Raw genomic sequence first — 25,663 nt, 5'->3', positions numbered from 1 at the left:
CCCCATCCCCCCATCCCCCCCTCTCCCCCTCTCCTTTTCGGGGAATAACACCCAAAGGAATCACCAAATCCTGCGTAGAAACTCCAAATCGTTCTGATATTTTTGCTTCCTGATCGCTAGTAAAATGAATTGCTGCTGCACCTGCCAAATTTGCCCGTTCTAATATTGTCGCGTAAAGCTGTTTTAATTGCTTTTTCTTACATAAATCAGCCGGATCGAGAGTACCTAAAGGACGCAAAATGTAAGGTAAATTTTTCTGCCGACATACAGTCGCAGCCGCACTACTTATAGGAGAGAATAAAGCATGAATATGTGCTAAGTCAAATTCATGAGCGTGATTATTTAACCACTTTAATAATAACAGCGAAAACTTATAGCGGCGAAACGGAGAACAACGAAAGTAAATTATTTCATAACCATCTTGTTTCACCGGACAATTTAAAGGAACATCCAAAGGTTTTTGACCAGAATCGCCATTACTATCTGTAGTGAGAATAGTCACTTTTACATTTTTTCGTGCCAATGCCGAAGATAATCCCATTACCATTTGACTAGGACCACCGTAAATTAGAGAAATTGAAGGAACAATTTGTAGAATTCGCATTTTTATTAGTTGTTAATTGTTAGGTAGAGACGTTCCGGCGGAACGTCTCTACGGGGGTTTACCTGCCTCTAAAATTAAATTTGTAGGGTGCGTTAGGCGCATAGCCGTAATGCACCAATTTTAAACGATGCCGTACTCTCAGCATTAACGCACACTAGGACTATTAACCAATTCTTTATAAAACTCTAATTGCTGTTTTGCTAAAGCTTTATTTGTATATTGAACCATTGCTTTTTGATAACCCATTTCTGCCAACTTTTCGGCAAATTCTGGCTGATCCATTAATTGCAATAAGCAATCAGCCAAAGCTTTAGCATCCCCTTCCGGAAAGATTAACCCAGCATCACCAATTACATGGGGAATTTCGCCGGAATTTGAACCAATCACCGGAACTTGACAAGCCATCGCTTCAATTAGCACATGACCAAATTGTTCTTTCCAACCAGCAGAAGTTAAGGTTTTAAATTTATAATTCGTTTCTGAAGGCAACACCAAAGTACTCATTAAATTGATATACTTAAAAACCTCATCGTGGGGTACACTTTCTACCAAGATAATTCTGTCTTTAAAGTTGTTTTCAGCGGCTTTGCTCATTAATTCAGATTGCAACTCACCGCGCCCAATTAAAAGTAATTTCCAAGATTTACCTTTTAAAGTAGCTAAAGCATCTATAAGCGTCAGCAAGCCCTTTTCTGGAACAAAACGCCCCACGAAACCAACTACAAATTCCCCTGGCTGAATACCCAATTTAACCGCTAATTCTGGTTGAGACTTGGGAGCAAATAAAGTTTCATCCACACCAAGTTGAGGCATGACTTTAATTGAGCCTTTATATCCCCGTTGTCTGAGAATTTGCGCCCCATCCTGATTTCCCGAAATGATACCGTGGCTATTATTAAGGTTGTATTTTTCTAATAAAGCTGCGGGAAATTTGAGTTCGTATGGTAGATTCCACCAGGTAAAAAATATATTTTTTGCCTTTAATCCCAATAACTTATTTAAAGTAATCATTTGAGCATAAGACAGTCCGCGAGAACCTTGTTCTACTTGGATAATTTGGGGACGAAACTGCCGCAACAAAGTTATTAAATCAGCGCCAAAGGTGAGAAGTCCTTGATGGTTTTGACTGAAGTTAGAAATTGGAACTATTTTAAATGCACCTTCATCGCGGTATTGTGTTTCAATAATCTTGTTTTGTACACCTCCGGGTTTCCAACATTTGGGAACAACAACCGTCACCTCAATTCCCGGTTCTAGTTGAGATAAAGTGCGTAATTTCTCGCAGTTAAGGTCTACAATATAAGTGTGACTGGCAACTAAAATTTTCATTGATCCTTGCTAATTAGTAATTTTTGTTTTCAACCGCAGATACACGCAGATAAACGCAGATGATTTCCATATTTATCCGCGTCCATCTGCGTTCATCTGCGGTTAAATCATTCTAGCTTTTTGGTCTAATCGACTGTAAATTTGACCATCATCCCAAGCTGATTGAATCACAGTACCCACAGCTTTGAGAAAACCCAAAAAGTAGAAAACAGCGCGGGTGACAATTTTAATCGGGGAACCGCTTTTGTGACAAGGAGGACGTCCCAGGACGTGACAATCAAATAAACGAGCGTATAAGCGTAAAGCTTGGGTAGCGGTGAGGTTTTTCAGTCCTAATAAAAAATGGTTATGGTAAAACGTCATTTGATATTTGAGCGATCGCATACTCATATCATGACAACCCCCAGTTTCTTCCCCTAAATGCACTAAATCAGCTTCTGGGTCATACCAAATCTTATATCCCGTCTGCCTTAAGCGCAAACAAAAGTCAGATTCCTCACGCACTGCACTACCACGAAACCTCTCATCAAACCTCAGTCCGTACTTAGTAAAAATCTCGCGACGGAAAGACATATTGCAACCCCTTGCTGTCAGCACTTGCTGGGGTTTAACTGTATGCACCAAATCAATATAATACCAAGCGATTCCTGGGTCCATTGCTTCGGGAGGCAAATATTCAATCTCCAACTTCCCCCCAGAATCACCCAATTTCATTCTGTCAAATACCCTGCCGGCAACAGCCCCGATTTCTGGCTTTTCGAGATAATTTTTAGCATGTGCCGCTAAAAATCCATTTTTTAACTGCACATCATCATCAATAAACAAAATTATCTCACCTAGCGATCGCCGCACAGCATAATTACGCGCTCCAGGTAAACTTGCCCAATCCAAGCGGAACCATTTAATTTTATTTGCTGCTAACTGTTCCTCTAAATAAGCTTGAGTTTCTGGTTCGTGTTTGAGGGTTTGGTCTACAACCAAAACTTCAAAATTCGGGTAATCTTGTTTAAGGACATCCACAAGACTATCACGGAGCGGTTCTTCACGCCCGTAGGTCGGTATAATTACAGAAATTAAAGGAAAAGAAATCATGTTGATTTATCTGATTTTATTACACTTTCAATATGTCTACTAAATGCTGTTGTGTGTAGTTACCCCATATCTAATTTTAGTTTAGTATTCCCCTGCTAACTCTGCATACAAATTGTCAAATAACTCATTTTGTTTTTGGGAGTTATGAACATTTTCTGCTTGAGCTAATGCTTCTGCACTTAGAAATTCATAATGCTCGCGTTTATCCGGTCTATCAAGAAATTCTATTATTAGCTGTAATGCTTGATCTGCAAGATTTTCATAGGTGCTATTAAGAACATTCCAGTATTCCTCGGTTTTAAGTTTTTCGCCATGTTGCCAGTCTTTCCAGTGTCTAAGTTCGTTAGTTTCTAAGTGCAGTAAATATCCATTTTCTTGATGACGAATAAATTCTGGCAATGCACATATATTAGTAGTAATAGCAGGAGTTGCTACAGAAAATCCTTCTAGAATGCTATAACCATAAGTATCATGTAATGTCGCTAATATTTGAAAATGACTTTCGGATAGTAACTCCAGAACTTTCTCATTGCTAATCTTGTTATGAAAAATAACGTTATTTAAATCAAGTAACTTTAAATCTTCTGCATACTTATCTTTGTCGGGAAAATCAGTAGGTACTCCTAGTCCATATCGCAACTCAGATATGATATGTATAGTAATAGGTAAACCCATTTTTTCGGCTTTTTTTGCTAGTCTTAAAGCAACGATACCACCTTTTCTAGCAAAGTGATTTCCGACAAATGTTAACTGTATTTTATTCTCGGAGTTATAAGTTTTATGCTGGCTAACTTTGACAGGGAAATGCGGAGGTATTACATCCAATTTATTAACTATCTTATCTAGGATATTGCTGACTTCCATTCGTTTGATAAATCTCATTTTCGCATAATCAGAAATAGCTATAAGTTTTTTGCAATTTTCTAATGTTAAGCGATTGTTTAAAAAATCATAAGTTGCAGCTTCAAATTTATTCTGGGGATTGATATATAAAAAAAGATGATCTTCAAAGGTAACTAACCAAGGTTTATTTGTATATTGGATGCTGTTGAAAGCATGAACAACATGATATTTGTTCCATGTAGGTTTGCAATAACTAAAGCTTCGTAAAGGTCGCCAAATTTTTTCTAAAGGATACCTTCCGGAAGGAAAAGGTTTAGGACGGATAATTGTATGCTTAGAGTTTCGAGGCATATTGGGAATACTGAGGTGTTTTTGACCGGCGATAAGAATATTTGCCATTTTTATCTCATTTTTGATTTGGTTAATTGTTAATTATCTACGAAATTAAATGAAGCAAAATTTTAATTCTGTTTCTTCATGTCATTAATTTTCCTCATTGATTCTCATCTTGATAGCTGAGGAAATAGTAGATGCTATGAAGAAAATTTTGCAACCCTTAATTTAGCTTAATTTAGAAGCTGCTGCCCTCCGAAAGACTACGGTAGTCTTTCTCCAATCTGTCGTTTCTCATAGAGTTGGTCAGCGTGCGATCGCATTTCACAAAAATTTTGATATAAATACAGACCTGTAGAGACACGAAATTTCAGGCAGTGCGTTGCGGAGGTCACGAGCGTTGAAGCACCTGCCGTCGCGTCTCTACATCTTTTCCACTCCTATGTCTAATAATGATGCCTTTATACCCTTTAATTAGGTTTCAAAATCTTTCCCTTTACCCCTTACCTTTTTCCCTTGTCCTTCTTTGCTAAAATCTTTTTTGCTTTTTTGTTGTATCCCTTCTTCTATTTCTTTATCTTGCCGATCTAACACTGGCAATTTCAAAAGAATTCCCGCTGCAAACCAGTAATAAACAGCAACAGGATCGACATCTAGAGGGTAGTAGTAGGTGTTGTAACTAATAAACAATATAAACACCCACATCGCGGCTGCGTAACTGCGGTAATTACGGTTTTTTATCAAACGGTATGTCCGGTAGCACACGACTGTTAAAGTTGTTACCAAACTCAAAAATGCTAATACTCCCAAAATACCAATTTCATAAAGCAGTTTCGGGTAGTAGGTTTCAACCAGTTTTGTTTGACCTAAAGCACGGGCAGAGTTAGTCGCTCGACCTAAACCAGTTCCGAAGGGTCCTTTTGAGTTTTTCCAATTCTCTTCAAATTGATCGACGATAAATTGTTGAGGAGGTGACGCATTCCAGCGACTGACAAAGCTATCCGTCCTTTCTTGCACAACTGTGGGATTGCTGACTACGGCAATTGTCACAATCAGGGCAAGTCCCATTCCTAAGGGGATAAACCGTTTGAGGTTGCCAAGTTGACCAGTAAGCAATAGTAAAAGTACGAAGCAGGTGGGGACTAAAGCTAAGGCAATTCTTTGTCCAGAAATAACTGCATTAAGAAACACTGTGACTAAAGAACCTAAACCTACAATTCGCCAAAGAATTGAGGGGTCGCTAAAGCCAGTAGCAAAAGTAAAAAAGGTGCTGGAAATAAGGAACCATGCCCACTGCCAAGGAGCAACAAAGGTTCCTGGTAAGCGAATCATCCCTTGACTGGGACTATAAACTAGAGAACCGCCAATATAACATCTAGCCTCAAGTGTGGCTTTAAATAAATCATCGCCGACAGCATTTCTAGTACCTTCACATATCCCTGTTAGTAGTAACAAATACTGAAGAAACCCCAAGATACAGGAGACAAGTATCAGGCTAACTTGTAAGCGCGACAAAAAGAGAAAATCCCGCTTGTCACGAATCATGTAGTAATAACAAGTAATCAGGGGTAAGTAGCCTAATAATACTTTCATTCCCAAAATACCCATGCCTAGAGGTATTTCCTTGGGTGCGTCTTGCAGTAACCCCACAGGAGGCGGGCTGAATTGTTGAGCGCCATTGATAAATAGTAAAGTTATTGTGCAGCAACCTAATAAAATAAATAGTGGCGTTTTCAGGGCTTGGGGAATCAGCAGGGGTAGTCCCCGCTTTTTGGAAAGTTGCCAAATTGAAATTAACGCTGGAATGTAGAAAGCGTCTTTGGCTAATTGAAGTATAGGACTGTTACCGACGTAGTAAGTAATAGTACCACCCAAAGGTACGTAAACGAGAAAGGCAAAAAGCGCTTGTCGGGGGTATTTGAAACAAAAGGCGATGATAATGATTCCGACTACACCAGGAACTGCGGCTTTAATTCCGCCGACTATAGCCAGCAGAATACCGACCACAATGGCAATAGAAACAGTTTTGGTAAGTAAGCCAGTGAATTCTTTACGTGCTTTGGTTGCTTTGCGTTTTTGGGCTAACCTTTCTTGCAAGGTAAGAGGAGGTGTTTCTGGTACTAAGTGCTTTTTTTTTGAGTTTTTGGATTTTTTCTTAAGTTTTAGCATTCTCAATTTGAGATTTTAGATTAGGTATTGGGAAATGGTTGATAGTTAGTGGTTGTTTGAAATTAACATTAATTTTTTATACCTACCCTTCTAGGGTAGGGCTATACGAACAAAGCCCGCCTACGCGGGCTAAATTAAATACAGGTTGATAGGGAATTGGTATAACAGACAATAACTAACAATCCAAAATCGTTTATCTTCATTGGGGGAAAGCGGTTCATGGAAGAAGTTGTTTAAAACCAGGACTTACGCACGGACTACGAATTTCTGTCATTGCGACGTAAGGAAGCAATCTCAAAGTCTTGTTTTTTCGTAACAAGTGCGTAAGTCCTAAAAACATGCTGTGAATTCTTTTTTCATTCCCTTTCCCCTTTCCCCCTCTTCAAGAATCTCCTAGGTGTTGCTGGACTTGTGAGACTAATTCTTTTGTCCAGTAATGAGCAAGTTCAGCATTGGCAGCTTCTACCATAACTCTGATGACCGGTTCTGTACCAGAAGCGCGAACTAATATTCTACCGGAATCGCCCATTGCAACTTCGGCGAGAGCGATCGCTTGTTGGATGGGTTGGCAATTCTTCCATCCCAATCGGCGATCGCGATCTACAACTCGCACGTTCTGCAATAATTGTGGATAAGTTTCAAAGCTTTGATCTACCAGTTCTTTGAGGGAAACACCGGATTCTTTCACTAAAGCGGCTATATGTAAAGCTGTTAATAAACCATCGCCCGTGATACCATAATGACGGCACAGTATGTGACCGGATTGTTCACCGCCTAGCATTGCCCCTGTTTTCAGCATTTCGGCTTGAACGTATTGATCCCCAACTGCTGTGCGAGTTAGCTGACCGCCAATTTCTTTCCAAGCTTTCTCGAAGCCTAAGTTCGCCATGACGGTGGAAATTATTAAGTTATCTGGCAGCTGTTGCTTTTGTTGCAAACTGCGTCCCCACAAATAAAGGATGTAATCGCCGTTAACTTGCCTGCCGATATTATCTACTGCTAAGACGCGATCGGCATCGCCATCAAAAGCAAAGCCGATGTCAGCATTCTGTTCTTTGACAGTTTGGGCGAGAATATCTAGGTGAGTCGAACCACAGTTAACGTTAATGCGAGATCCATCCGCTTCGTTATGTAAGCAGATTACTTCTGCCCCCATTTCTCTGAATACTGCTGGTGCCAAGTTAACTGCTGCACCCCAAGCCAAATCTAAAACAATCTTCATTCCCTGAAGACTTACAACATTCTCTAAAGGTTGTTGCAACGATAAAGCATAATTTTTTACTAACTCCGGGCGCGAGTAATGCCGTCCACAATTACTAACAATAGCAGGTAATATTGCCTTGCCCCGCAGCCCTGCTTCAATTGCTGTCTGTAACAGTTGCGGTAACTTGGTACCGGTTGCCCCAAAAATTTTAATGCCGTTGTCTTCTGGTGGGTTGTGACTGGCAGAAATCATCACTCCGCCAATGGCATCGCTGACGCTGACGAGATAAGCTACCGTAGGAGTTGGGCACAATCCTAAATACCAAACCTCTATACCGGCTGCGGTTAAGCCAGCACTCAAAGCCATTGCCAGCATATCACTGGAGTTTCTCGAATCTTGCCCCAGAATCACTGGTCCTGAATTGGTAGCATGGTTACGTAAAATAATACCTGTCCAGAAGCCTACTTGCAATGCTAAAGGCGCACTCAGCAATTCTCCCACTTTTCCACGAATGCCATCTGTACCAAATAGGGGATTTGCTGGTAGTGCGATTAAATTATGTGCAAAACTGTCTTCTATACCTTTCGTCGATGTTTCAGAACTAGAAGCAGAATCGCCACGAAAGCCGTTTTGAGTTTGAGTTATATATGAAACCATTGGTTTAAACACTCCACACAGTCACACAGGAGAATAACACTTTACAATTTATTCAACAATTCTGACAGAGTAGCTTTTTATTAGGACAATATACTGGTTAGCTGAGAAGTGAAATTGATTTTGAACCACCTGTTATTACGCAATAATACTGAATTTTATGTGATAATAGTATATGTAATTATCAATATTTCATGAAGATTTTGCTTAGTATTTAAGTAGCGATCGCAAAATATATCACCCTTTTTTCAAGAGACGTAGCAGTGCTACGTCTCTACAAGGATTTCGGGTAACGCATAATAAGCATAGCGATCGATGTCTAGTGGGCATATATAAATGTAATTCCCCTTCCTACCATGCCCTATTCATAATTCAGACAAAATGCAACGCCAATTGAAACAAATCTTAAAATAATGCCGTGAATAGCTTCTGTTTACTAGGGAATTTTCCGTTTCAAATAATACAAAATATTGCAACTTAAGAAATTTTAATGAAAATTCTCATCAATTAGCTTTAATGTAAGTTTTTAGTAGCTTTTTCGCCGTCGGTAAATCAAGACTTTGGCAGTTGACCTTTTAAAGTTGAGAAATTTAGTGTCAGGAACCCTAGCCTAAAGGCATAGGGCTTGTATGAGAAATCATCAAGCCATTCTGACCCGACCACCTAGCAATAGGTAAACGTTATTTGAGTCACGACACCGAGGGCAATGCGAAGCTAGTCCCCTGCCCTGTCGCTTGTGATTAAACAAAACTAAGGTCACTGGTTTAGTGTTGCAAGCCTAACAAGCTCTTATAACAGGTCTAAGCTAACATCACCCCGCAAGGGAGGCTACTTCGGTAGCAAAACCGTTATGCGTACAGAGTTGTGAAATTTGAAATGGTAATTGTCCCATTGAAAGTGCATCACAATGGCACACCGAATTAAACAACTCCGAGGCGGTAATGGGCAAATATAAAGCCGTCCTACAAGGACGGGGTTTCATACCCATATTTACGATGAGCAGCAATTTAGCAACCAAATTGCGTGTAGGCACTAAAAAAGCCCACACAATGGCAGAGAATGTCGGTTTTGTCAAGTGTTTTTTAAAAGGAGTGGTAGAAAAAAACTCCTACCGGAAGCTAGTGGGCAACTTCTACTTCATCTATTCAGCGATGGAAGAGGAGATAGAAAAGCATCGGAATCATCCGATTGTTTCCAAAATTAACTTTCCTCAGCTAAACCGCAAGCATAGCCTAGAGAAAGACTTGGCTTATTATTATGGTTCTAACTGGCGCGAGCAAATTCAATTATCGCCTGCGGGTGAAGCTTATGTAAAGCGCATCCGGGAAATATCCGCAAATGAACCAGAATTGTTAATTGCCCATTCTTATACTCGTTATATCGGGGATTTATCAGGAGGACAAATTCTCAAAAACATCGCGGTAACGGGGATGAACCTGAATGATGGGCAAGGTACCGCTTTTTATGAGTTTGCAGACATTCCGGACGAGAAGGCTTTTAAAGCAAAATATCGTTCTTCTGTAGATGAGTTGCCGATTGATGATGCTACGGCAGATCGCATTGTTAATGAAGCAAACGCAGCTTTTGGGCTGAATATGAAGATGTTCCAAGAGTTGGAAGGCAATTTGATTAAAGCGATCGGTTTGATGCTGTTTAATAGTTTGACACGGCGTCGCACTCCCGGTAGTACTGAATTGGTTACTGCTGAGTAAAAACGATTATCTAACACTTTTGTAAATTTTAGGGGCGACATCTTTGAGATTGTCTTAATTGAATAAGGCGATCGCAAAGAAGTTGCCCCTACAGTATTAGTTAGTTGTTAAGATGCCTTTTTTACAGATATCCAAATTCTGCAAGGCAAATTAAATTCACTTCAAAGCCGAATTTTGCCGTCCACCTAAGCGTTGTTCTTGTGGAGTAGGTAGGACGCTCACAGAAATAGTTGCATAAGAGCCTTGTTGCTGACCAATCATGATCAAGCGGATGAAATCACCTAAGCCTTCCACTAATCGAGCATTACGTAAAACACCGCAATCTATTGGTACAAATCCAATCTCAAGAGCCAGTTGCATTACTGTTTTTCTCGCTTGTTCGTCATCCCCAGCAACAAAAACCGAAACTTGATAATCCTTAAGTGGTTCAGGTGCTAATTCAAACACCTCCTGTGCCATCGTGTTAAATGCTTTCACCACGCGAGCATTTGGAACTTCTTTAGCAAGCTTCTCTGCTAGCGATTCCTCAATTGCCGGATAAGCAAATTCAGAGGGGATATCTTGATTATTGCAATCAATGATAATTTTACCGTTGAGAACTTCAGCGTTAGATAGCAATTCATAAGGTAGGATACCGCGTGCTGTCCACAAAATGACATCAGCAAATGCAGCCGCTTCATCATTTGTACCACCTTGCGTTCCCAGGAGTGCAAATTCAGCCACTGTTTTTCCTTTTTCGGCATCGCGGGAACCAAAATATACTTGATGTCCCTGTTCTGCCCAAAGAATACCTAAAGACCGTCCCATATTGCCACTACCGATGATTCCTATTTTCATGACTTGTTTTCCTTTATAAAACAGACAGGTCTGTTTTTGTTTATTTAATTGAGAGATAACATACAGGTCTGTATCATGTCAATAGAGATATAAAATTGGAAAATTCAATGCCAAAGACTCGTGTCAAGGCTAAACCAGATGAACCAAAGCCGACATTAAGAGAACATATTTTGGATATTGCCGATGAACTTTTTTATCGGCAGGGAATTCGGGCAACTGGGGTGGATACCATTATCGCCAAGTCTGGGGTGGCGAAAACAACGCTATATCGATATTTTCCGTCTAAGGATGATTTGGTGGTAGCATATTTAGAGCGCCGCAATCAACGCTTTTGGAAATTGATGGAAGCTGAAATTGCCAAGCATCCCAATCAGCCTGGTGAAAAATTATTGGCAGTTTTTAAATGGTTAGATGAACTATTGGCAAAACCAGATTGTTTGGGTTGTCCGTTTTTAATCACAACATCAGAATTTGCCGAATTAGATTATCCGGGACATCAAGTTTCTATCAAGCATAAAGAAGCGGTACGATCAAGGCTGATTGAATTAGCTCAAGAAGCTGGTGCAAGCAATCCACGGGAACTTGGTGCGAACTTACTTTTGCTGCTTGATGGCGCGTTCGCACAACGGCGGTTATTTGGTACAGTTGCGGAAGTATCTTTAGAAAAAGCGGCAGGTACGCTAATTGATGCCTACTTACCTGGATAAATCTTAATATTTACTGTGCTGAGAAAATAAAGTAAAAATATGGCTGCAAAAATCCCCGTTACCGTGATTACAGGCTTCTTAGGCAGTGGAAAAACTAGCCTAATTCGCCATTTACTACAAAACAACCAAGGTAGACGCATCGCTGTTTTAGTTAACGAATTTGGGGAACTGGGGATTGATGGTGAATTGTTGAAATCCTGTGAAATTTGCCCAGAAGACGGTGACAGTAATATTTTTGAATTAACCAACGGCTGTTTATGTTGCACTGTACAGGAAGAATTTTTCCCGACGATGCTGGAGTTAATTAAGCGTCGCGATCGCATCGATTGTATTTTGATTGAAACTTCTGGTTTAGCTTTACCAAAGCCGTTAATCAAGGCTTTTCGCTGGCAAGAAATCCGCAACGCTGCCACAGTTGATGCGGTAATTACGGTAGTAGATTGTGCAGCGGTAGCAGCAGGCACATTTGCCAGCAACCCAGAAGCAGTGGCAGCACAACGCCAAGCAGATGATAGTTTAGAACATGAAACACCCTTGCAAGAACTGTTTGAAGATCAACTTGCTTGTGCTGATTTAGTGGTGTTAAATAAAACCGATTTGGTGGATGATGAGACAAAAGCGCAAGTTGAAGAGTTTATTAAACGAGAATTACCGAGAGTAGTCAAGATTGTGGAAAGCGATTGCGCTCAACTCGATCCATCTATATTATTAGGATTGCACGCTGCCGTTGAAGACAATTTAGATAGTCGTCCCAGTCATCACGATAGCGAAGAAGAACACGAACACGACGAAGAAATTATCTCAACTCACGTAATTTTAGACCGCGCTTTTGATCCAGAAAAATTACAACAGCAGTTGCAAGCGATCGCACAACAGCAAGAGATATACCGAATTAAAGGCTTTGTCGCAGTCCCTAACAAAGCCATGCGCTTAGTCATGCAAGGTGTCGGAACCCGATTTGATCAATTTTACGATCGCTTGTGGGAACCTGAAGAACCAAGACAAACCCGCTTAGTTTTCATCGGTCGTGACTTGAAATCCTCAGAAATAGAATCGCAACTCGTAGCGTTGTAGAGACGCGAAATTTCGCGTCTCTACAGGATTTAGAAGTTATTCTCCCCCACTACCCCCACTTACTATGACAATCTCTCAACTATTCAACGGTGCAAATATTTTCGTTTTGCCTTTTTGGACATTGATGATTCTATTGCCAAATTGGAAAGTAACGCAACGGGTAATGGAATCATATTTACCCTTTGTAGCGTTAGCCGGAGTATATTTGTATTTATTTATTAGCAGCATTACACCAGAGAATGCCCAAGCGTTATCGAATCCTCAATTAGCAGATATTGCCCGATTTTTTGCAGATGAAAAAGCCGCTGCAACAGGTTGGATTCATTTTCTGGTGATGGATTTATTTGTCGGTCGCTGGATATATTGGGAAGGACAGAAAACAGGTATTTGGACAATTCATTCTTTAGCGCTGTGTTTGTTTGCTGGTCCTTTAGGATTACTTTCTCACATCTTTACTTATTGGATTGCAAAGAGATTTTCTGTGAGTTCTGATGAAGCGGCGATCGCAGAAAAAGCCATTTAATTTAGTTCTTGTAGGGTGGAATGGTACTTACGCCCAGATCCCCGACTTCTTAAAGAAGTCGGGGATCTAAGAAAGTGCGATAAAAGCAATTGCAATACACAAAGTTGCTCTTATCACTGACAAAGCTTATGCTTTTTGATAATCGGCATCAACCCAACAACGTGGGATACTTTCACCTGAGGGAAAAACTAAGTTTTCTTTTTTAATAGGTTCAGGGTCTTGTTCTTCTTCACCTTGTTGTTTTTGTCCGTGAATAATATCATTGTTCGGGTCTATTAATTCCTCAATTTTGAGAACTTCTACCAAACTTCCTGTATCTTTGACTTGTAAAAGCATTAAATTAGCCTCCTGAAATTGAATTGACAATTTACTGCAAGTTTATTATTCAACTTGCACGCATCTGCGCTTCTTTGAATTGTTTAAACTCCCTTTTGTTCGGGATTGCTTTGTAGTGGCAACCAACGCAAACTACAAGCCTAATTCACAATCCAAAGTTTTATTACTAAGTAGATGGGCATAAATGAACGTTCCTTACGTAGTAACCTGATTAGCCGTTAAAATCCTCAGAGACGAGCGGTAAACCGCTTACTACGAATCACGAGAGTATTTTAGATGATTTAATTTCGCCGTCAAATCAAAATTCGCTCTGATATTTTTCCAAGATATCTACAAGGTTAACTTGGCATTGCAGCGGCAATAAATCAATTAAAGGAAGTTCACGTTTGCCACCGCCAATTTTTATGGGGATGGATTCCAATACTTTTATTACTTGGTTTTCATCCACAGAATGAGAGGTCAGTAAAGGATACATCTTTTCTGCAACAACGGTGTGCAGTTTGGCATTTGATAGAAAAAGATGCCACTTGGCAATATCTATATATATGTTTTCGCCTATTTCAGAAGCTAGGGCTTCTAGTATTTCTGTAGTATTAGTTTTAGCCATACAAATGACCCCACATAAGAATCGCGAAATCTCAAGCTAATTATTATTATTGCTCAATTATCCGGCTTATTTCTACTGCCACAAGATACAATCGCCCTAGCTGTTGATTCTGTCTTTAGGTGGACTTTGGTGGTGTTTGTGAGTAATCGGCGATCGCACTAATATAAATTAGATGCGCCAATAATACTACTGCCCAACCTGCTGTTAACCAAGGCAGCCACTCCCAAGTCGCTGCTTTGAAGTTGTGAAAAAACCACAAACCAGAATTGATACAGGCAGCGATCGCCACATGGATGGCAAAGTTCATTCTGTCATCTAATTTACGGTAATCTGGGTCATTGCGATCGGGTTGACGAGGCCAACGAGGAGGCATAATTGTTTGTTACAGATTTTAATAAAATTGCTTTCTGATTAATTTTAGAATTATTCTGGGTGTTATTGCTGTCCACCCAACAAATATAATAAAAGCATAGAAAAGCTCAGTTAACGGCTATGAAATGAAAAAGAATGTAGAGACGTAGCACTGCTACGTCTAATCAAGGGTTCTGGATAACGCATATTTAAATTCGGTCGATGTCTAATCACCTCAATCAATTATTTTTGCAGAAAATAATCTCCTGATTTGCCACCCATCTTACTCACCAGCCGAATTGATTCAATTTGAATCGACTTTTCTAAAGCTTTCGCCATATCATATAACGTTAGAGCCGCAACGGAAACGGCAGTTAAAGCTTCCATTTCTACCCCTGTTTCCGCTTTGGTTTTAACTGTGGCATAAATTTGATAACCGGGTAGTTGCGGATCGGGTACTATCTGCACTTCAATTTTTTGCAGTGGCAAAGGATGACACAAAGGAATCAAATTAGATGTCTGTTTCGCTGCCATAATGCCCGCTAACCTCGCAGTTGCCAATACATCTCCTTTGGGAGCATTTCCGGCTTCAATCGCAGCGAAGGTTTCGCTTAACATCCTCACGTTGGCTGTAGCTACGGCTTGACGGATTGTGGCTGCTTTGTCAGATACATCTACCATCTGGGAGCGTCCCTCAGGATCTAGATGAGTTAGGTTGCCAGAATTATCTAAAAATTTATCTTGCGTCATTTGGTTCGGGTGTGCTATGGTTAATTATTGTTAGGGTGTGTAGCTCAGTGGACTAGAGCACGTGGCTACGGACCACGGTGTCGGGGGTTCGAATCCCTCCTCGCCCGTTATGAAAAACGCAAAATTAAGAATGAGGGAACAAAGCCCCTCATTTTTAGTTTTTAATCGGATTTAAGGCATAGACATCTGGAATGCGACCGATCGCAAACCGAAAAGAATTAGCTAAGTCTTTACCAGACATGGTGATGAAAATCAGAAATGCCAAGAAAACAAGCATTGCCGCATAACCAAACATATCGCGGTAGCCTACTTGTTCGGCAATCGAACCGAGAACAGGACCTGAGATCGCTATCCCCATATCTAATCCGGCAATACATACAGCAAATATTCGCCCTCTTTCTTGGGGTAAGGCGCGATCAGCTATCATTGTAGACATCATCGGCATCAGAGTCCCAGCACCAGCACCTTCAATAATTGCTGCAAAGAGAAAAGTTTGGGCGCTATTTGCTTTCCACAGCAGTAACATCGCTGCCGTGTAAATAACTAAGCTGATGGTAATAAATAAACCACGACCCAAGCGATCGCTTGCTTTACCCGCGAATAAGCGTACACTAAAACTAGCGATCGCTCCAGCGGTGTAAAACAATCCTGCATTTAAATCCACCCCTGTTGATTTGATAAACAACGGCGCAAAGGTATGTAAAGTACCAAAAGCCAAACCAATCAACAACATAACTACAGCGGGAATTCTGACTCTGGGACTAATCAAGATTCGCCATAATTGATTATCGTTGTTTTCACCTGGTTCACTAGTTTGAATTGGTGGATTAACTATTGCTAACAAACATAACGCTGCCAAGCCACCGAATGCCCCTGCACAGACAAATAACGCCGTGTAACCAACCCCAGCTTGTAAATAACCGCCGATAGCTGGTCCAATTGCCAAACCGATTGGAGTTACTAAACTCATGTTACCAATGACTTCACCGCGATTTGTTTCATCTGACAAGTCTGCTACCAGTGCCAAGTAGCCGGTAGTAAAAGCCGCAATACTAATGCCGTGAAAAGCACGTAGCACCATTAATAAAGGAATCGATTTTACTACCAAAAAACCAAAAGGTGCGATCGCTGCGACCAGTGTACCAATCAGCAAGACTATCTTACGACCTCGCCGATCCGCCGTCTTTCCCAACCAAGGACGAGATAGCAACAGTCCGATGGCGAAACTACCCATAACAATGCCAATTTGCTGCTTGGTTGCGCCCACATGCTCAACATAAAGTGGTAGGGTTGGTAGTAACGAACCCATACTAGACCAGAATAATAAACCTGCTGTAAATAAGATCAGCAGGTTTTGCCGCAATCGGGCATCAAATGTGCGAAATACTTTCACGGTAGATGCAAATTAATGTTGAATTTTTTTAAGCTTTCGGTGCTGTTGGTCAATTCTAACGTTTTATGAAGTGGTGCAACGTGATGAGACCAGAGTGCGATCGCTCTCTATCAAAATGCTAAAATGCAGAATAACAAAGCGAATCTGTTATTCGATTAAGTTTTTTAACAGAGAATTAGCTCTTTTAATTCTAGATAATTCTATGTATTAGGAACGCAGTAAACAACCCTAGCCCTAGTAGTCTGTAAATTTTATTTTGATGGTTATGTACAAATCCACAAACCCGCAGAGACGTAGCAGTGCTACGTCTCTACAACCATCATTTTTATCTTGACAGACTACTAGAGATTTCTGTGGAAAATAATCAAGGTTTTCCCGATCGCCGTAAAAAAGGTAATAAATCTTCTAAAACCGTTTCATGGTAATGTTCTTGAGGATAATGCCCGACGTTATGAAGTTTTATTAATTCGGCATTAGATACAGAATCGGCAAAATTTTGTGCTATATCCACAGAAAGCCAAGGGTCAATCATTCCCCATTGAATTAAAATTGGCTGTTGCCATTCTTTAAAGCCAGATTCTATTTCAGTCATGGCTGGCTGAAGTTGTAAATTGCGGATAGTTGATAAAAGTCCTCTTCCAGCAGAGGAACTTTTCAAATATGGTTTTCGATAAATATCTAAATCTTTCTCTTCGATCACATAACGAGAACCACCTTCTAAAGTTCTATCAACTAATAAAGGGTCTTGGGTCATCATTTCACCTGCTAAAGGTAAACCCAATTGTTGAATTTTCCAAGGTAATTTTGCCGCACTAGTAATTGGTGTGTTAATGATAGCTATGTTGGCAATTTGTTCTGGATGTCGCAAAGCGTATTGTAAGCCTACAGAACCTAAAAATCCTTGGACAACTAAAGAAAAACGTTCTAGTTCTAACGCTTGGATAAATCCTGATAAAGCTGTAATAAATGCATCTGGGGTGTAAGCAAAGTCTCTTTTTTCTGGTTTGGATGAAAAACCATAACCAATCCAATCTGGGGCGATCGCTCTTGTACCCTGTTTCCCTAAAGCTGGTAAAATATTACGCCAACTGTAACTTTGCGAAACTATGCCGTGTAGTAATAATACAGGCAATAAGTCAGTTTGACCAATCGGTTCAACTTCGCGATAAAACCATTCTAAGGAATTTACGGTTATTTTATGTTCTTGTATTGACATGAAGAAAATTCTTACGCAAAGGCGCAAAATAGTTTTTATTAAAATTAGGAATCGTTGGAAATAATCATCTCACGAATTGCGTATGCTGTTGCGGGTGCTAATAAAACGCCGTTGCGATAATGTCCGGTGGCAAGGAGAATGTTATTAAAGCCTGGTAGTTTGCCTATAATTGGTGCGGGTCGCTTTTCGGGACGAGGACGCAATCCCGACCAGGTACGATTAATTGTGGCTGATGCTAATTCTGGACAAAAGGCGATCGCTTGAGTTAAAGCTTGCTTCAACAGTTCTTCATCAGGTGGTATTTCATCGCTATCATTGGGAAACTCCACTGTTGCACCAATCCAATAATCGCCGTTACCTACTCTTACTATGTGAATATCATCACCTGTAATCACCGGTTGAAAGTCTGAATTTCCTAAAGGATGTCCTAAGCTTACTTGCAAAGCTTGCCCCAAAACAGGGCGAATATCAATCATCTGGCTTAATTGTGCCGTCAAAAGTGATGAACCCAATCCAGCAGCGATTACAAACCAATCAGCAGTAATTTTACCCTCTGTCGTCTCAAGTTCATTGCATGAATTCGCGGAAATTGGGCTTCCGTTGACAGTAACACCAAATTTAAAAGTAACGCCGTTGCGTTGAGATGCATCAACCAAAGCTAAAGTTAAAGCTGTTGGGTCAAGTTGGCGGTCTTGGGGAGAATAAATAGCACCAGTAATATTATCATTACTTACTTGGGGACACATTGACCTTAATTTCGCTACGTCCCAAACTTCCAGCTTCCAGTTTTGAGAAGAGCGAATTTCCGCAAGCTTTTGCCAATCTGCTAAATTATCTTCTTGCAAACAAAGCTTAAGAATTCCTTGACGATTAAAAAGGATTTTGCGATTTGCGATCGCTTCTAGTTCCGGAATTAAAGTTTCATAACGTTGAAGACTAGAAGATCGCATTCGCCACGCATTACCCTTAATTTTGTGGCTAATGGCACCCATCAAAACGCCTAATGCCGCACCTGTAGAGGCTTGCGCGGGTGGTTGTTTGTCGATGACAGTGATTTTGAGGTCTTTAACTTGACTGAGTTCATAGGCGATCGCCGCCCCAACAATACCACAACCGATAATGACTACATGATTCATTGCTTTTTGGGCATTGGGCATTGGGCATTGGGCATTGGGCATTGGGCATTGGGCATTGGGCATTGGGCATTGGGCATTGGGCATTGGGCATTGGGCATTGGGCATTAGACATAAAAGTGAAAATTAACTATGGGTTGTCCACAACCCTTGTAGAGACGCGAAATTTCGCGTCTCTACATTGTTTTTTACCAGATGTCTATTGGTAATAATTTTTTCCCTTTGCCCTTTCCCCTTTGCCCTTTTCTCCTCTTAAAAAAGCCTAGTTGCTGGTTTGCGGTAACAATTGTAGGAAATTGTCAATGTCAGCAAAAGCAGCTTGCTTGTTGCTTAAAGCTAGTTGAGAATTGCGATTAGCTGCAGCTTGATTTATTTTTACCAGGTGGTTAAGTAAATCTCGCGTTATCTTACGTGCTTGAGGTTGGTCTTTAGATAGCAGGTTGGAAGTAATATAACTCATGTTCTGCTTTAAGGAAGTCATCGGACCGTGGATAAAATTCCCCACATCGATCCAGTCATTTGTTTCAATCAGCTTTTGCAATTCTTGTGAGCGATCGCGTACAGAAAGAACTTCAGGAAGATATTCCTGAATTTTCTCTAACTGAGACGTAGTATAGGTTGGAGGTGCTGTAGCGACAGTCGGACCACCACAACTAATCAGGAATGTTGCCAGAATTACCAGAATCAATGACAATATCGAGTGTTGACGCGCCATATACTCAACTTCTTGTGTGCTTATGAACAGTGTCATTTTAGATCGCTAAGGCAATTTCCCGTTAGTCAATAGTCAAGAGTCAATAGTCAATAGTCAAAAATTTCTCCCTGTCCCCCCATCTCCCCATCTCCCCATCTCCCTGTCTCCTTGTCTCCTTGTCCCCCCATCTCCCTGTCCCCCCATTGCCCCAACATCGCCAAATACTTGCCAAGATGGATTTATAATGCGTAAATTTTCAGTTTTGAATTTCAATTACTAACAATGCCTTTCCTTTCTAAACTGCGTCCATACATTCTTATAGGCTTGTTCCTCAGCCTTTTTCTCAGTCTCGATTTGTTTTCAGACAATTTTACCAACGCGGCAACGCCAACTACAGTTGTACCTGTATCGGGTTCAGCACTAACCCAAGGGGTGACAAAAACTGTATTAGACAACGGTTTAACTGTGCTAACCAAAGAAATCCATACTGCACCAGTGGTCAGCGTGCAGGTTTGGTATAAAGTTGGTTCACGTAACGAGGGAACGGGGGAAAGTGGTATCTCCCACCAGTTGGAACATTTAATGTTTAAAGGCACTTCCACTCGTCCAGTACAATTTGGACGACTGTTTAGTGCTTTGGGTAGTCAATTTAACGCTTTCACCAGCTATGACGAAACTGCTTACTATGGTACAGTGCAGCGAGACAAACTTGAAGCACTGCTAACCTTAGAAGCCGATCGCATGGAAGGTGCTTTAATCGAACCCGACCAACTGACGAGTGAAAAGCGCGTAGTCATTTCTGAACTCCAGGGATACGAAAATTCACCTAGCTATCGTCTCAGTCGCTCGGTTTTGCGGGCTGCTTTCCCGAATCGAACTTATGGCTTACCTGTGGGAGGCACAAAAGCCGATGTCGAGAAATTCACACTGGAACAGGTGCGGAATTATTACCAAACCTTCTACAGTCCAGACAATGCCACATTGGTAGTTACAGGCGATTTTTCCAGCGCACCAACGTTGAAAGTTATCAAGGAAACTTTCGGCAAGGTTCCCAAACGAGTTAAGACGGTTCCAATCAAAGGCTCTGTATCTATACCTTCTAATACTCCGGCGAAAAAAGAGCCAATCGTTCTCAAAGAACCGGGAAGCGCTGCACTGCTGCAAGTTGTCTATCCTTTACCAGATGTCAAGCATCCCGATGTTGCGGCGATTGATTTGATGGATGGTATTCTTACAGGCGGACGTAGTTCCCGACTTTACCAAAATTTGGTAGAATCCGGACTCGCGAGTTCAGTAAGTGCGAGTGCAGCAGAATTAATTGAACCAGGTTGGTATGAAATTAATGCTACAGCCGCACCCGGTCAAAAATTATCAAAAATTGCTTTGGTGCTGCAACAATCGTTGACGAAACTGCAACAGGAGCCAGTTACTAACGAAGAATTGAATAGAGCAAAGACGCAATTACAAGCTTCTTTTATATTGAATAATCAGGATATCACCAGTCAGGCAAATCAACTGGGATATAATCAAACCGTCGCCGGTGATTATCGTTTTATTGAGAAATATTTGGCAGCGATCGCCAAAGTTACACCAGCTGATGTGCAGAAAGCAGCAAAAACTTACCTGAATCCGGCTAAACAAACCATCGGCTTTTTTGAACCGACCCAGCCTGATGGTAAACCAGGAACTTCTAATGCTGGTTCTGCTCGCACCTCAGAGAACTTCAACCCAGGTAAACCAGTAGATCCGGCAGAATTGGCAAAATATCTTCCCCCTGCCACTTCAGCGACCACTGCTAGCAAACAATCGCTACCAGAACAGTTTACCCTAGCGAATGGGATGCGGGTTCTTTTGTTAAGCGATCGCAGTTTTCCCTCGATCAACCTCACCGGACAAATTGACGCTGGTGCTGAATTTGACAACATTCAAAAAGCTGGGCTAGCGACTTTGACTGCTGGTAACTTAATGAATGGCACGAAAAGCAAAAATGCTCTCACGCTAGCCAAATCGTTAGAAGATAGAGGAGTTAGTTTAGCTTTTGGTGCTGGTCGTGAGGGTGTCGCTATTGGTGGTCAAGGTTTGTCCGCGAATCTGCCATTATTGATAGAAACTCTGGCAGATGTAGTCCAAAATGCTACTTTCCCCCCAGACCAATTAGAACTAAGTCGGCGCCGGTCATTAACGGGGTTGAAAGCACAACTAGATGACCCCCGTGGACTGGGACGAAGAGTTTTTCAGCAAGCAATTTACCCCGAAAATCATCCATTCCACAGCTTTCCTACAGAAGAAAGTTTGAAGAATATTACTCGCGATGATTTGCTTCGCTTTTATCAAGCACACTATCGACCAGATACAACAACGTTAGCGATAGTGGGTGATTTCGATTCCGCGAAGGTGAAAGCTTTACTAAATCAAGCTTTCGGCAAATGGCAAGCAAAAGGGAAAGCACCGATTTTGAATGTTACCTCAGTACCTTTACCGCAAAGTTTGACACGTTTAAACCAAGTAATTCCCGGTAAGGCAGAGGCAGTTACTTATATCGGCTATAACGGTATTTCCCGTAAAGACCCCCGTTTTTATGCAGCGTTGATACTGAATCAAATTTTGGGTGGTGATACATTATCTAGTCGCTTGGGTACGGAAGTACGCGATCGCCAAGGTTTAACTTACGGTATTTACAGTGCTTTTGCTGCTGGAGTTAATCCAGGTCCATTCTTAATTCAGATGCAAACCTCTCCCCAAGACGCAAATAAAGCGATCGCAAGCGCGGTTGCTTTACTCAAACAAGTACGAGATCAAGGAGTGACTGAAGCTGAATTAAACTCAGCAAAACGCTCAATTACCAACAGCTATCCCGTAGATTTGGCAAATCCCAGCGATGTTGCCACCATCATTTTAGACAATTCCGTTTACGGGCTCTCACCTACAGAAATTCGAGAATTTCCTAATAGCATTCAAGCTGTAACCATGACTCAAGTGCAACAAGCAATCAAAGACCTAATTAATCCTGACAAACTGGTGATTGTCACAGCAGGACCTGGAGACACTCCTTCTCAAGGCAGTTAATTGTTTTGGGCATTGGGCATTGGGCATTGGGCAGCAGGAAGGGGAAAGGGGGAAAGGGGAAGGGGAAAAGGGAAAAACTTTTCTTACTTTACCCTTTACCCTTTAACCTTTTCCCCTCATGAAATTCCCCTTGTCCCCCACTCCCTCACTCCCCCACACACGATTGCCACACCATACCGTTGCTCTCTTGTTAAGTAAATAACAAGAGAGTTTTTTTGTGTCCAAAGTTACGAAAATACTGGTATAAAAAGAAAGGTGTGATATTTATGGCTATTAATCACCATAAATATCACCTCATTTTTTGCTCTTTCCTTATTTTCCAAATAATACTTATCGGATTCCGTAATCCGTGTAGAGTTGTTTGAATTTATTCTGTAACCAACAAATACTTAAAGAGAATTAAAGAGGATGTCTACTGCAATTAAATGTCCTACCAATCGACCAACCTTGCGATTGGGTGCAACTAGTCCATTTGTCAAAGAAATGCAAAAAGCATTAAACCAGCGGCTTGCAGAACTGGATAGTTTATCAGATTATCCTCTACAGGTTCTTGTCACAAGTCACTTTGAAGAACAAACCCAAGATGCTGTCAAATATTTTCAGTGTCTTGCCTTCCTCAAAACAGATGGTATTGTCGGAAAAAACACCTGGGCATATCTCTGTGAAGGTGTTACTAGTCTGCCAGAGTTAAGTCAAGGAAGTAGCGGTTCTCTGGTGAAAGCAGTTCAGCACGCACTGAAAAATGGTAAATATTATTCTGGTGAAGTCGATGGCATCTTTGGTGCGAAAACAACTGAAGCAATACAAGCTTTTCAGGTATCGCGCTATCAGCAACCCAACGGCATTATTGGATTTCGCACATGGAACGCTTTAAGTAGATTCGATGCCCATATCTCTCACTGTATTATTGATACTTTTGATTAATAATTAGTAAATTACAACAGCAAATAAAACCCTCCTTCAAAAGAGGGTTTGAGTATCTTTCGATTAAGAAGCAGACATTAACAGGACTTACGCAAAATACTTCTCAAACCCTTATTGCTCTGTTTCCTCTGCGATCTGGTGCGGTTCGTTTTTCCGTTATTGCTGCGTAAGTCCTGTAAAAGCAAAAGACTCTCTTACGTAGTGAGGACTTCAGCACTCAAAACAAAGGGCTTCAGCCCTAACGACATTTAGGTAAGCTATTTCTCCATAAAAACTAAATCTTCAGGTTGAACAGTTAGTTTGATATTTTGACCATCGACTTTCACCACAAAATCAAATCCTGTAACATGACCATCTGGGAGAATTATCACTTTATCTTTCTTAGATTCCAGAAAGTTCATAAATCCGTCTAGAGCTACACTACCATCATTAATAGCGAGATAATCAAGCAACCGACGAAACAGTTTGGGTAAAAGAACAACTTTGTCGGTGATAGTTTCTAACCCTTCCAAGACAAAACCTTTATGAGTTTTATCTGATGCCCATAAACCCTTTTTATCACTACGAGCTTTTTCGGTGACAGCAATTAATTGCTTGCGGATATCAGGATATAACTTAGAGTAAAAGGTAGGGTAAACTAACCCTTTACCTAAGAGATGAGAATTTGCGCTCTTTTTTAATAAAGGTTTTTCTAAATAGATGCTGCTGCCATCTTCTTGTTCCAAATTGCCTTTAAAAACAAAAGCTACAGCTCTGCCATAGGTGTCTGCAAAACGGGTAAGGATAAAACCAGGTACTTCTTCGGGTTCTGCGGCAGTAATTACTTGATTGGAACCACGGGTAACGTTTTGAAATCCTAAAAATTTTAACAGTTCGCTAGCAGCAGCATCAGCAAATTCCGCTGGTTGGTGCTGTATGCCTATACTACCCATTTTCGGGCGATAATGTGTTTCCAAAGCATCGATCGCATCCAAACGCAGCTGGGCACCTCCTGCTCGGTTGGGACTGACTGGTGTCTCCAATGTCTTCCACAATTCAGTATTGTGCGGATAAAAGCGGATAGAATCGCCATCAGGAGCAGTTTTTAAGATTTTAAAGTTGCCCTGGATAAGCGTCATTGTCATTTTTTAGGTTCCTTTGATGACTGGGGACTGGGGAAGCGCTGACTACGAATTCCTCACTCTTTAGTAGCGATCGCATTTCCATCATATGCAAATCAAGCGATCGCTATTGTGGAAAAATCAAACTTTAATGCCTGAAAAACCCCACCTCATATTTGATTGCATAAGTTTTAGGCACTTACAAGTAATAAAATATCCAGCCGTGTATTGAAATGGCTGGTTGATCCAAGCGGATCGCTTGTTATGCCGGCATGATATTTTATTTTTTGGATCTCCCTTAGGGCAAAATTCAGCAGAAACCCGGTTTTTGGGATTGATTATGTAAAGTTTTGATGAAACATGTATTCTTCTTTCCTGTTGCATTAATTTAACTCAGTAGTGATTGATATACGTAGAAAAATCAGTGCTCATTCACCTTGGAATAACGATTGCAAGGGCGAAAAAGATTTTAACGCAACACACTTAGTACCAAAGGAAACGTTAAGTCATCTGTATGCAACAGAACCAAGTATTTCAGGTCAATAATCCTCAAGTTGTTTGTGAAATGATCGATGGAGAAGTGGTCATTGTACATCTAGAAAAAGGTTACTACTACAGCTTATTGAAAACAGGAGCAGACGTTTGGAGTAAAATTGAGCGTCGGATTGACTCTCACAGCCTAATTCAGGAAATGACACAAGCATATGACGGTAGTGCCGAGGAAATTGCTACCGCTATTGAGGAATTTTTAGAAAATTTGCAGCGTGAGGAACTCATTATCGCTGACTCAACGATGGAATCTGTAAATACAGATAACAACATTAAAGAAATTGCTGAAATAACTAACAAGCCACGCTTTCAGAAACCCATGTTGGAGAAGTTCACTGACATGGAAGATTTACTTCTGCTCGATCCAATTCATGAAGTCGATGTGGAAGCCGGATGGCCCAACGCAAAAACAGCCTAAGTACAATATTGCATAAATTCATGACGAAAATTTATGACAAAAATT

24 protein-coding genes and 1 tRNA gene are annotated in these 25,663 nt (G+C 40.9%); 8 read left to right on the top strand and 17 right to left on the bottom strand.

What is annotated here, in order from left to right:
- From TOL9009_RS41205 to glmM, 6 genes are all read right to left on the bottom strand, one after another.
- Positions 1 to 604, bottom strand: a 604-nt coding sequence (locus TOL9009_RS41205; RefSeq protein ID WP_144238478.1) for a glycosyltransferase, incomplete at its 3' end; no start/stop codon positions are given.
- A gap of 144 nt (positions 605 to 748) precedes the next feature.
- Entirely contained in the window at positions 749 to 1,933 is a 1,185-nt protein-coding gene (gene hpsO, locus TOL9009_RS0132255; protein WP_029637515.1) for a hormogonium polysaccharide biosynthesis glycosyltransferase HpsO, read from the bottom strand.
- A gap of 102 nt (positions 1,934 to 2,035) precedes the next feature.
- Positions 2,036 to 3,025: a hormogonium polysaccharide biosynthesis glycosyltransferase HpsN gene (hpsN, locus tag TOL9009_RS0132250; RefSeq protein ID WP_029637514.1), complete on the bottom strand. Its 990-nt coding sequence runs from the start codon at positions 3,023 to 3,025 to the stop codon at positions 2,036 to 2,038.
- Positions 3,026 to 3,106: 81 nt separating this feature from the next.
- A complete protein-coding gene (locus tag TOL9009_RS0132245; RefSeq protein ID WP_029637513.1) occupies positions 3,107 to 4,267 on the bottom strand; it encodes a glycosyltransferase family 4 protein in 1,161 nt (386 codons plus the stop codon).
- Positions 4,268 to 4,675: 408 nt separating this feature from the next.
- On the bottom strand, positions 4,676 to 6,370 hold the full coding sequence (hpsL, locus tag TOL9009_RS0132240; RefSeq protein WP_029637512.1) for a hormogonium polysaccharide biosynthesis protein HpsL: 1,695 nt from the start codon (positions 6,368 to 6,370) through the stop codon (positions 4,676 to 4,678).
- Positions 6,371 to 6,752: 382 nt separating this feature from the next.
- Positions 6,753 to 8,231: a phosphoglucosamine mutase gene (gene glmM / locus TOL9009_RS0132235; protein ID WP_029637511.1), complete on the bottom strand. Its 1,479-nt coding sequence runs from the start codon at positions 8,229 to 8,231 to the stop codon at positions 6,753 to 6,755.
- 992 nt (positions 8,232 to 9,223) lie between these two features.
- On the opposite strand from glmM, the gene TOL9009_RS0132230 reads away from it, so the two are divergent.
- Entirely contained in the window at positions 9,224 to 9,940 is a 717-nt protein-coding gene (locus TOL9009_RS0132230; protein ID WP_029637510.1) for a biliverdin-producing heme oxygenase, read from the top strand.
- A 156-nt stretch (positions 9,941 to 10,096) separates the two neighbouring features.
- On the opposite strand, the gene TOL9009_RS0132225 is transcribed toward TOL9009_RS0132230, so the two are convergent.
- Positions 10,097 to 10,777, bottom strand: coding sequence for an NADPH-dependent F420 reductase (locus tag TOL9009_RS0132225; RefSeq protein WP_029637509.1), 681 nt, complete (start codon positions 10,775 to 10,777; stop codon positions 10,097 to 10,099).
- 107 nt (positions 10,778 to 10,884) lie between these two features.
- Here TOL9009_RS0132225 and TOL9009_RS41200 point away from each other — a divergent pair, with 107 nt between their 5' ends.
- From TOL9009_RS41200 to TOL9009_RS0132210, 3 genes are all read left to right on the top strand, one after another.
- Positions 10,885 to 11,484 carry a TetR/AcrR family transcriptional regulator gene (locus TOL9009_RS41200; RefSeq protein ID WP_051503174.1) on the top strand — a complete coding sequence of 200 codons (600 nt, stop codon included), beginning with the start codon at positions 10,885 to 10,887 and terminating at the stop codon, positions 11,482 to 11,484.
- A 39-nt stretch (positions 11,485 to 11,523) separates the two neighbouring features.
- Positions 11,524 to 12,558, top strand: coding sequence for a cobalamin biosynthesis protein CobW (gene cobW, locus TOL9009_RS0132215; RefSeq protein WP_029637508.1), 1,035 nt, complete (start codon positions 11,524 to 11,526; stop codon positions 12,556 to 12,558).
- A gap of 64 nt (positions 12,559 to 12,622) precedes the next feature.
- Positions 12,623 to 13,081 (top strand): ABA4-like family protein, encoded by a 459-nt coding sequence (locus TOL9009_RS0132210; RefSeq protein WP_029637507.1) that lies wholly within the window; start codon positions 12,623 to 12,625, stop codon positions 13,079 to 13,081.
- Between the two features lie 126 nt (positions 13,082 to 13,207).
- Here the strand turns inward: TOL9009_RS0132210 and TOL9009_RS0132205 are convergent, their stop codons facing one another.
- The 4 genes from TOL9009_RS0132205 to moaC form a co-directional block, all read right to left on the bottom strand.
- On the bottom strand, positions 13,208 to 13,417 hold the full coding sequence (locus TOL9009_RS0132205) for a hypothetical protein (RefSeq protein ID WP_029637506.1): 210 nt from the start codon (positions 13,415 to 13,417) through the stop codon (positions 13,208 to 13,210).
- A 298-nt stretch (positions 13,418 to 13,715) separates the two neighbouring features.
- Positions 13,716 to 14,024: a DUF3181 family protein gene (locus TOL9009_RS0132200; protein WP_029637505.1), complete on the bottom strand. Its 309-nt coding sequence runs from the start codon at positions 14,022 to 14,024 to the stop codon at positions 13,716 to 13,718.
- A gap of 115 nt (positions 14,025 to 14,139) precedes the next feature.
- Positions 14,140 to 14,397, bottom strand: coding sequence for a 2TM domain-containing protein (locus TOL9009_RS0132195; protein ID WP_029637504.1), 258 nt, complete (start codon positions 14,395 to 14,397; stop codon positions 14,140 to 14,142).
- Positions 14,398 to 14,618: 221 nt separating this feature from the next.
- The gene (gene moaC, locus TOL9009_RS0132190; protein WP_029637503.1) at positions 14,619 to 15,125 is read right to left on the bottom strand and encodes a cyclic pyranopterin monophosphate synthase MoaC; all 507 of its coding nucleotides are present in this window, start codon (positions 15,123 to 15,125) and stop codon (positions 14,619 to 14,621) included.
- A 33-nt stretch (positions 15,126 to 15,158) separates the two neighbouring features.
- Between moaC and TOL9009_RS0132185 the strand changes: the two genes are divergently transcribed.
- A tRNA-Arg gene (locus TOL9009_RS0132185) sits at positions 15,159 to 15,232 on the top strand.
- A 47-nt stretch (positions 15,233 to 15,279) separates the two neighbouring features.
- Here the strand turns inward: TOL9009_RS0132185 and TOL9009_RS0132180 are convergent.
- From TOL9009_RS0132180 to TOL9009_RS48060, 5 genes are all read right to left on the bottom strand, one after another.
- Entirely contained in the window at positions 15,280 to 16,518 is a 1,239-nt protein-coding gene (locus TOL9009_RS0132180) for an MFS transporter (protein WP_029637502.1), read from the bottom strand.
- Between the two features lie 364 nt (positions 16,519 to 16,882).
- Positions 16,883 to 17,734, bottom strand: coding sequence for an alpha/beta fold hydrolase (locus TOL9009_RS0132175; protein ID WP_029637501.1), 852 nt, complete (start codon positions 17,732 to 17,734; stop codon positions 16,883 to 16,885).
- 44 nt (positions 17,735 to 17,778) lie between these two features.
- Positions 17,779 to 18,870 carry an NAD(P)/FAD-dependent oxidoreductase gene (locus tag TOL9009_RS0132170; RefSeq protein WP_029637500.1) on the bottom strand — a complete coding sequence of 364 codons (1,092 nt, stop codon included), beginning with the start codon at positions 18,868 to 18,870 and terminating at the stop codon, positions 17,779 to 17,781.
- 259 nt (positions 18,871 to 19,129) lie between these two features.
- On the bottom strand, positions 19,130 to 19,582 hold the full coding sequence (gene psbQ / locus TOL9009_RS0132165) for a photosystem II protein PsbQ (protein WP_029637499.1): 453 nt from the start codon (positions 19,580 to 19,582) through the stop codon (positions 19,130 to 19,132).
- A 93-nt stretch (positions 19,583 to 19,675) separates the two neighbouring features.
- The gene (locus TOL9009_RS48060) at positions 19,676 to 19,834 is read right to left on the bottom strand and encodes a hypothetical protein (RefSeq protein ID WP_186227741.1); all 159 of its coding nucleotides are present in this window, start codon (positions 19,832 to 19,834) and stop codon (positions 19,676 to 19,678) included.
- Positions 19,835 to 19,843: 9 nt separating this feature from the next.
- Between TOL9009_RS48060 and TOL9009_RS0132155 the strand changes: the two genes are divergently transcribed.
- On the top strand, positions 19,844 to 22,627 hold the full coding sequence (locus tag TOL9009_RS0132155) for a M16 family metallopeptidase (protein WP_051503173.1): 2,784 nt from the start codon (positions 19,844 to 19,846) through the stop codon (positions 22,625 to 22,627).
- Between the two features lie 408 nt (positions 22,628 to 23,035).
- Entirely contained in the window at positions 23,036 to 23,551 is a 516-nt protein-coding gene (locus TOL9009_RS0132150) for a peptidoglycan-binding domain-containing protein (RefSeq protein WP_029637497.1), read from the top strand.
- Positions 23,552 to 23,808: 257 nt separating this feature from the next.
- Here the strand turns inward: TOL9009_RS0132150 and TOL9009_RS0132145 are convergent, their stop codons facing one another.
- Positions 23,809 to 24,675, bottom strand: coding sequence for a thermonuclease family protein (locus tag TOL9009_RS0132145; protein ID WP_029637496.1), 867 nt, complete (start codon positions 24,673 to 24,675; stop codon positions 23,809 to 23,811).
- 490 nt (positions 24,676 to 25,165) lie between these two features.
- Between TOL9009_RS0132145 and TOL9009_RS0132140 the strand changes: the two genes are divergently transcribed.
- Positions 25,166 to 25,618, top strand: a complete 453-nt coding sequence (locus TOL9009_RS0132140) for a PqqD family protein (protein ID WP_029637495.1) — start codon at positions 25,166 to 25,168, stop codon at positions 25,616 to 25,618.
- Positions 25,619 to 25,663 lie beyond the last annotated feature (45 nt).

Source organism: [Scytonema hofmanni] UTEX 2349, assembly GCF_000582685.1.
GTDB lineage: Bacteria > Cyanobacteriota > Cyanobacteriia > Cyanobacteriales > Nostocaceae > Hassallia > Hassallia hofmanni.
This window is presented reverse-complemented; position numbering and strand designations above follow the sequence as displayed.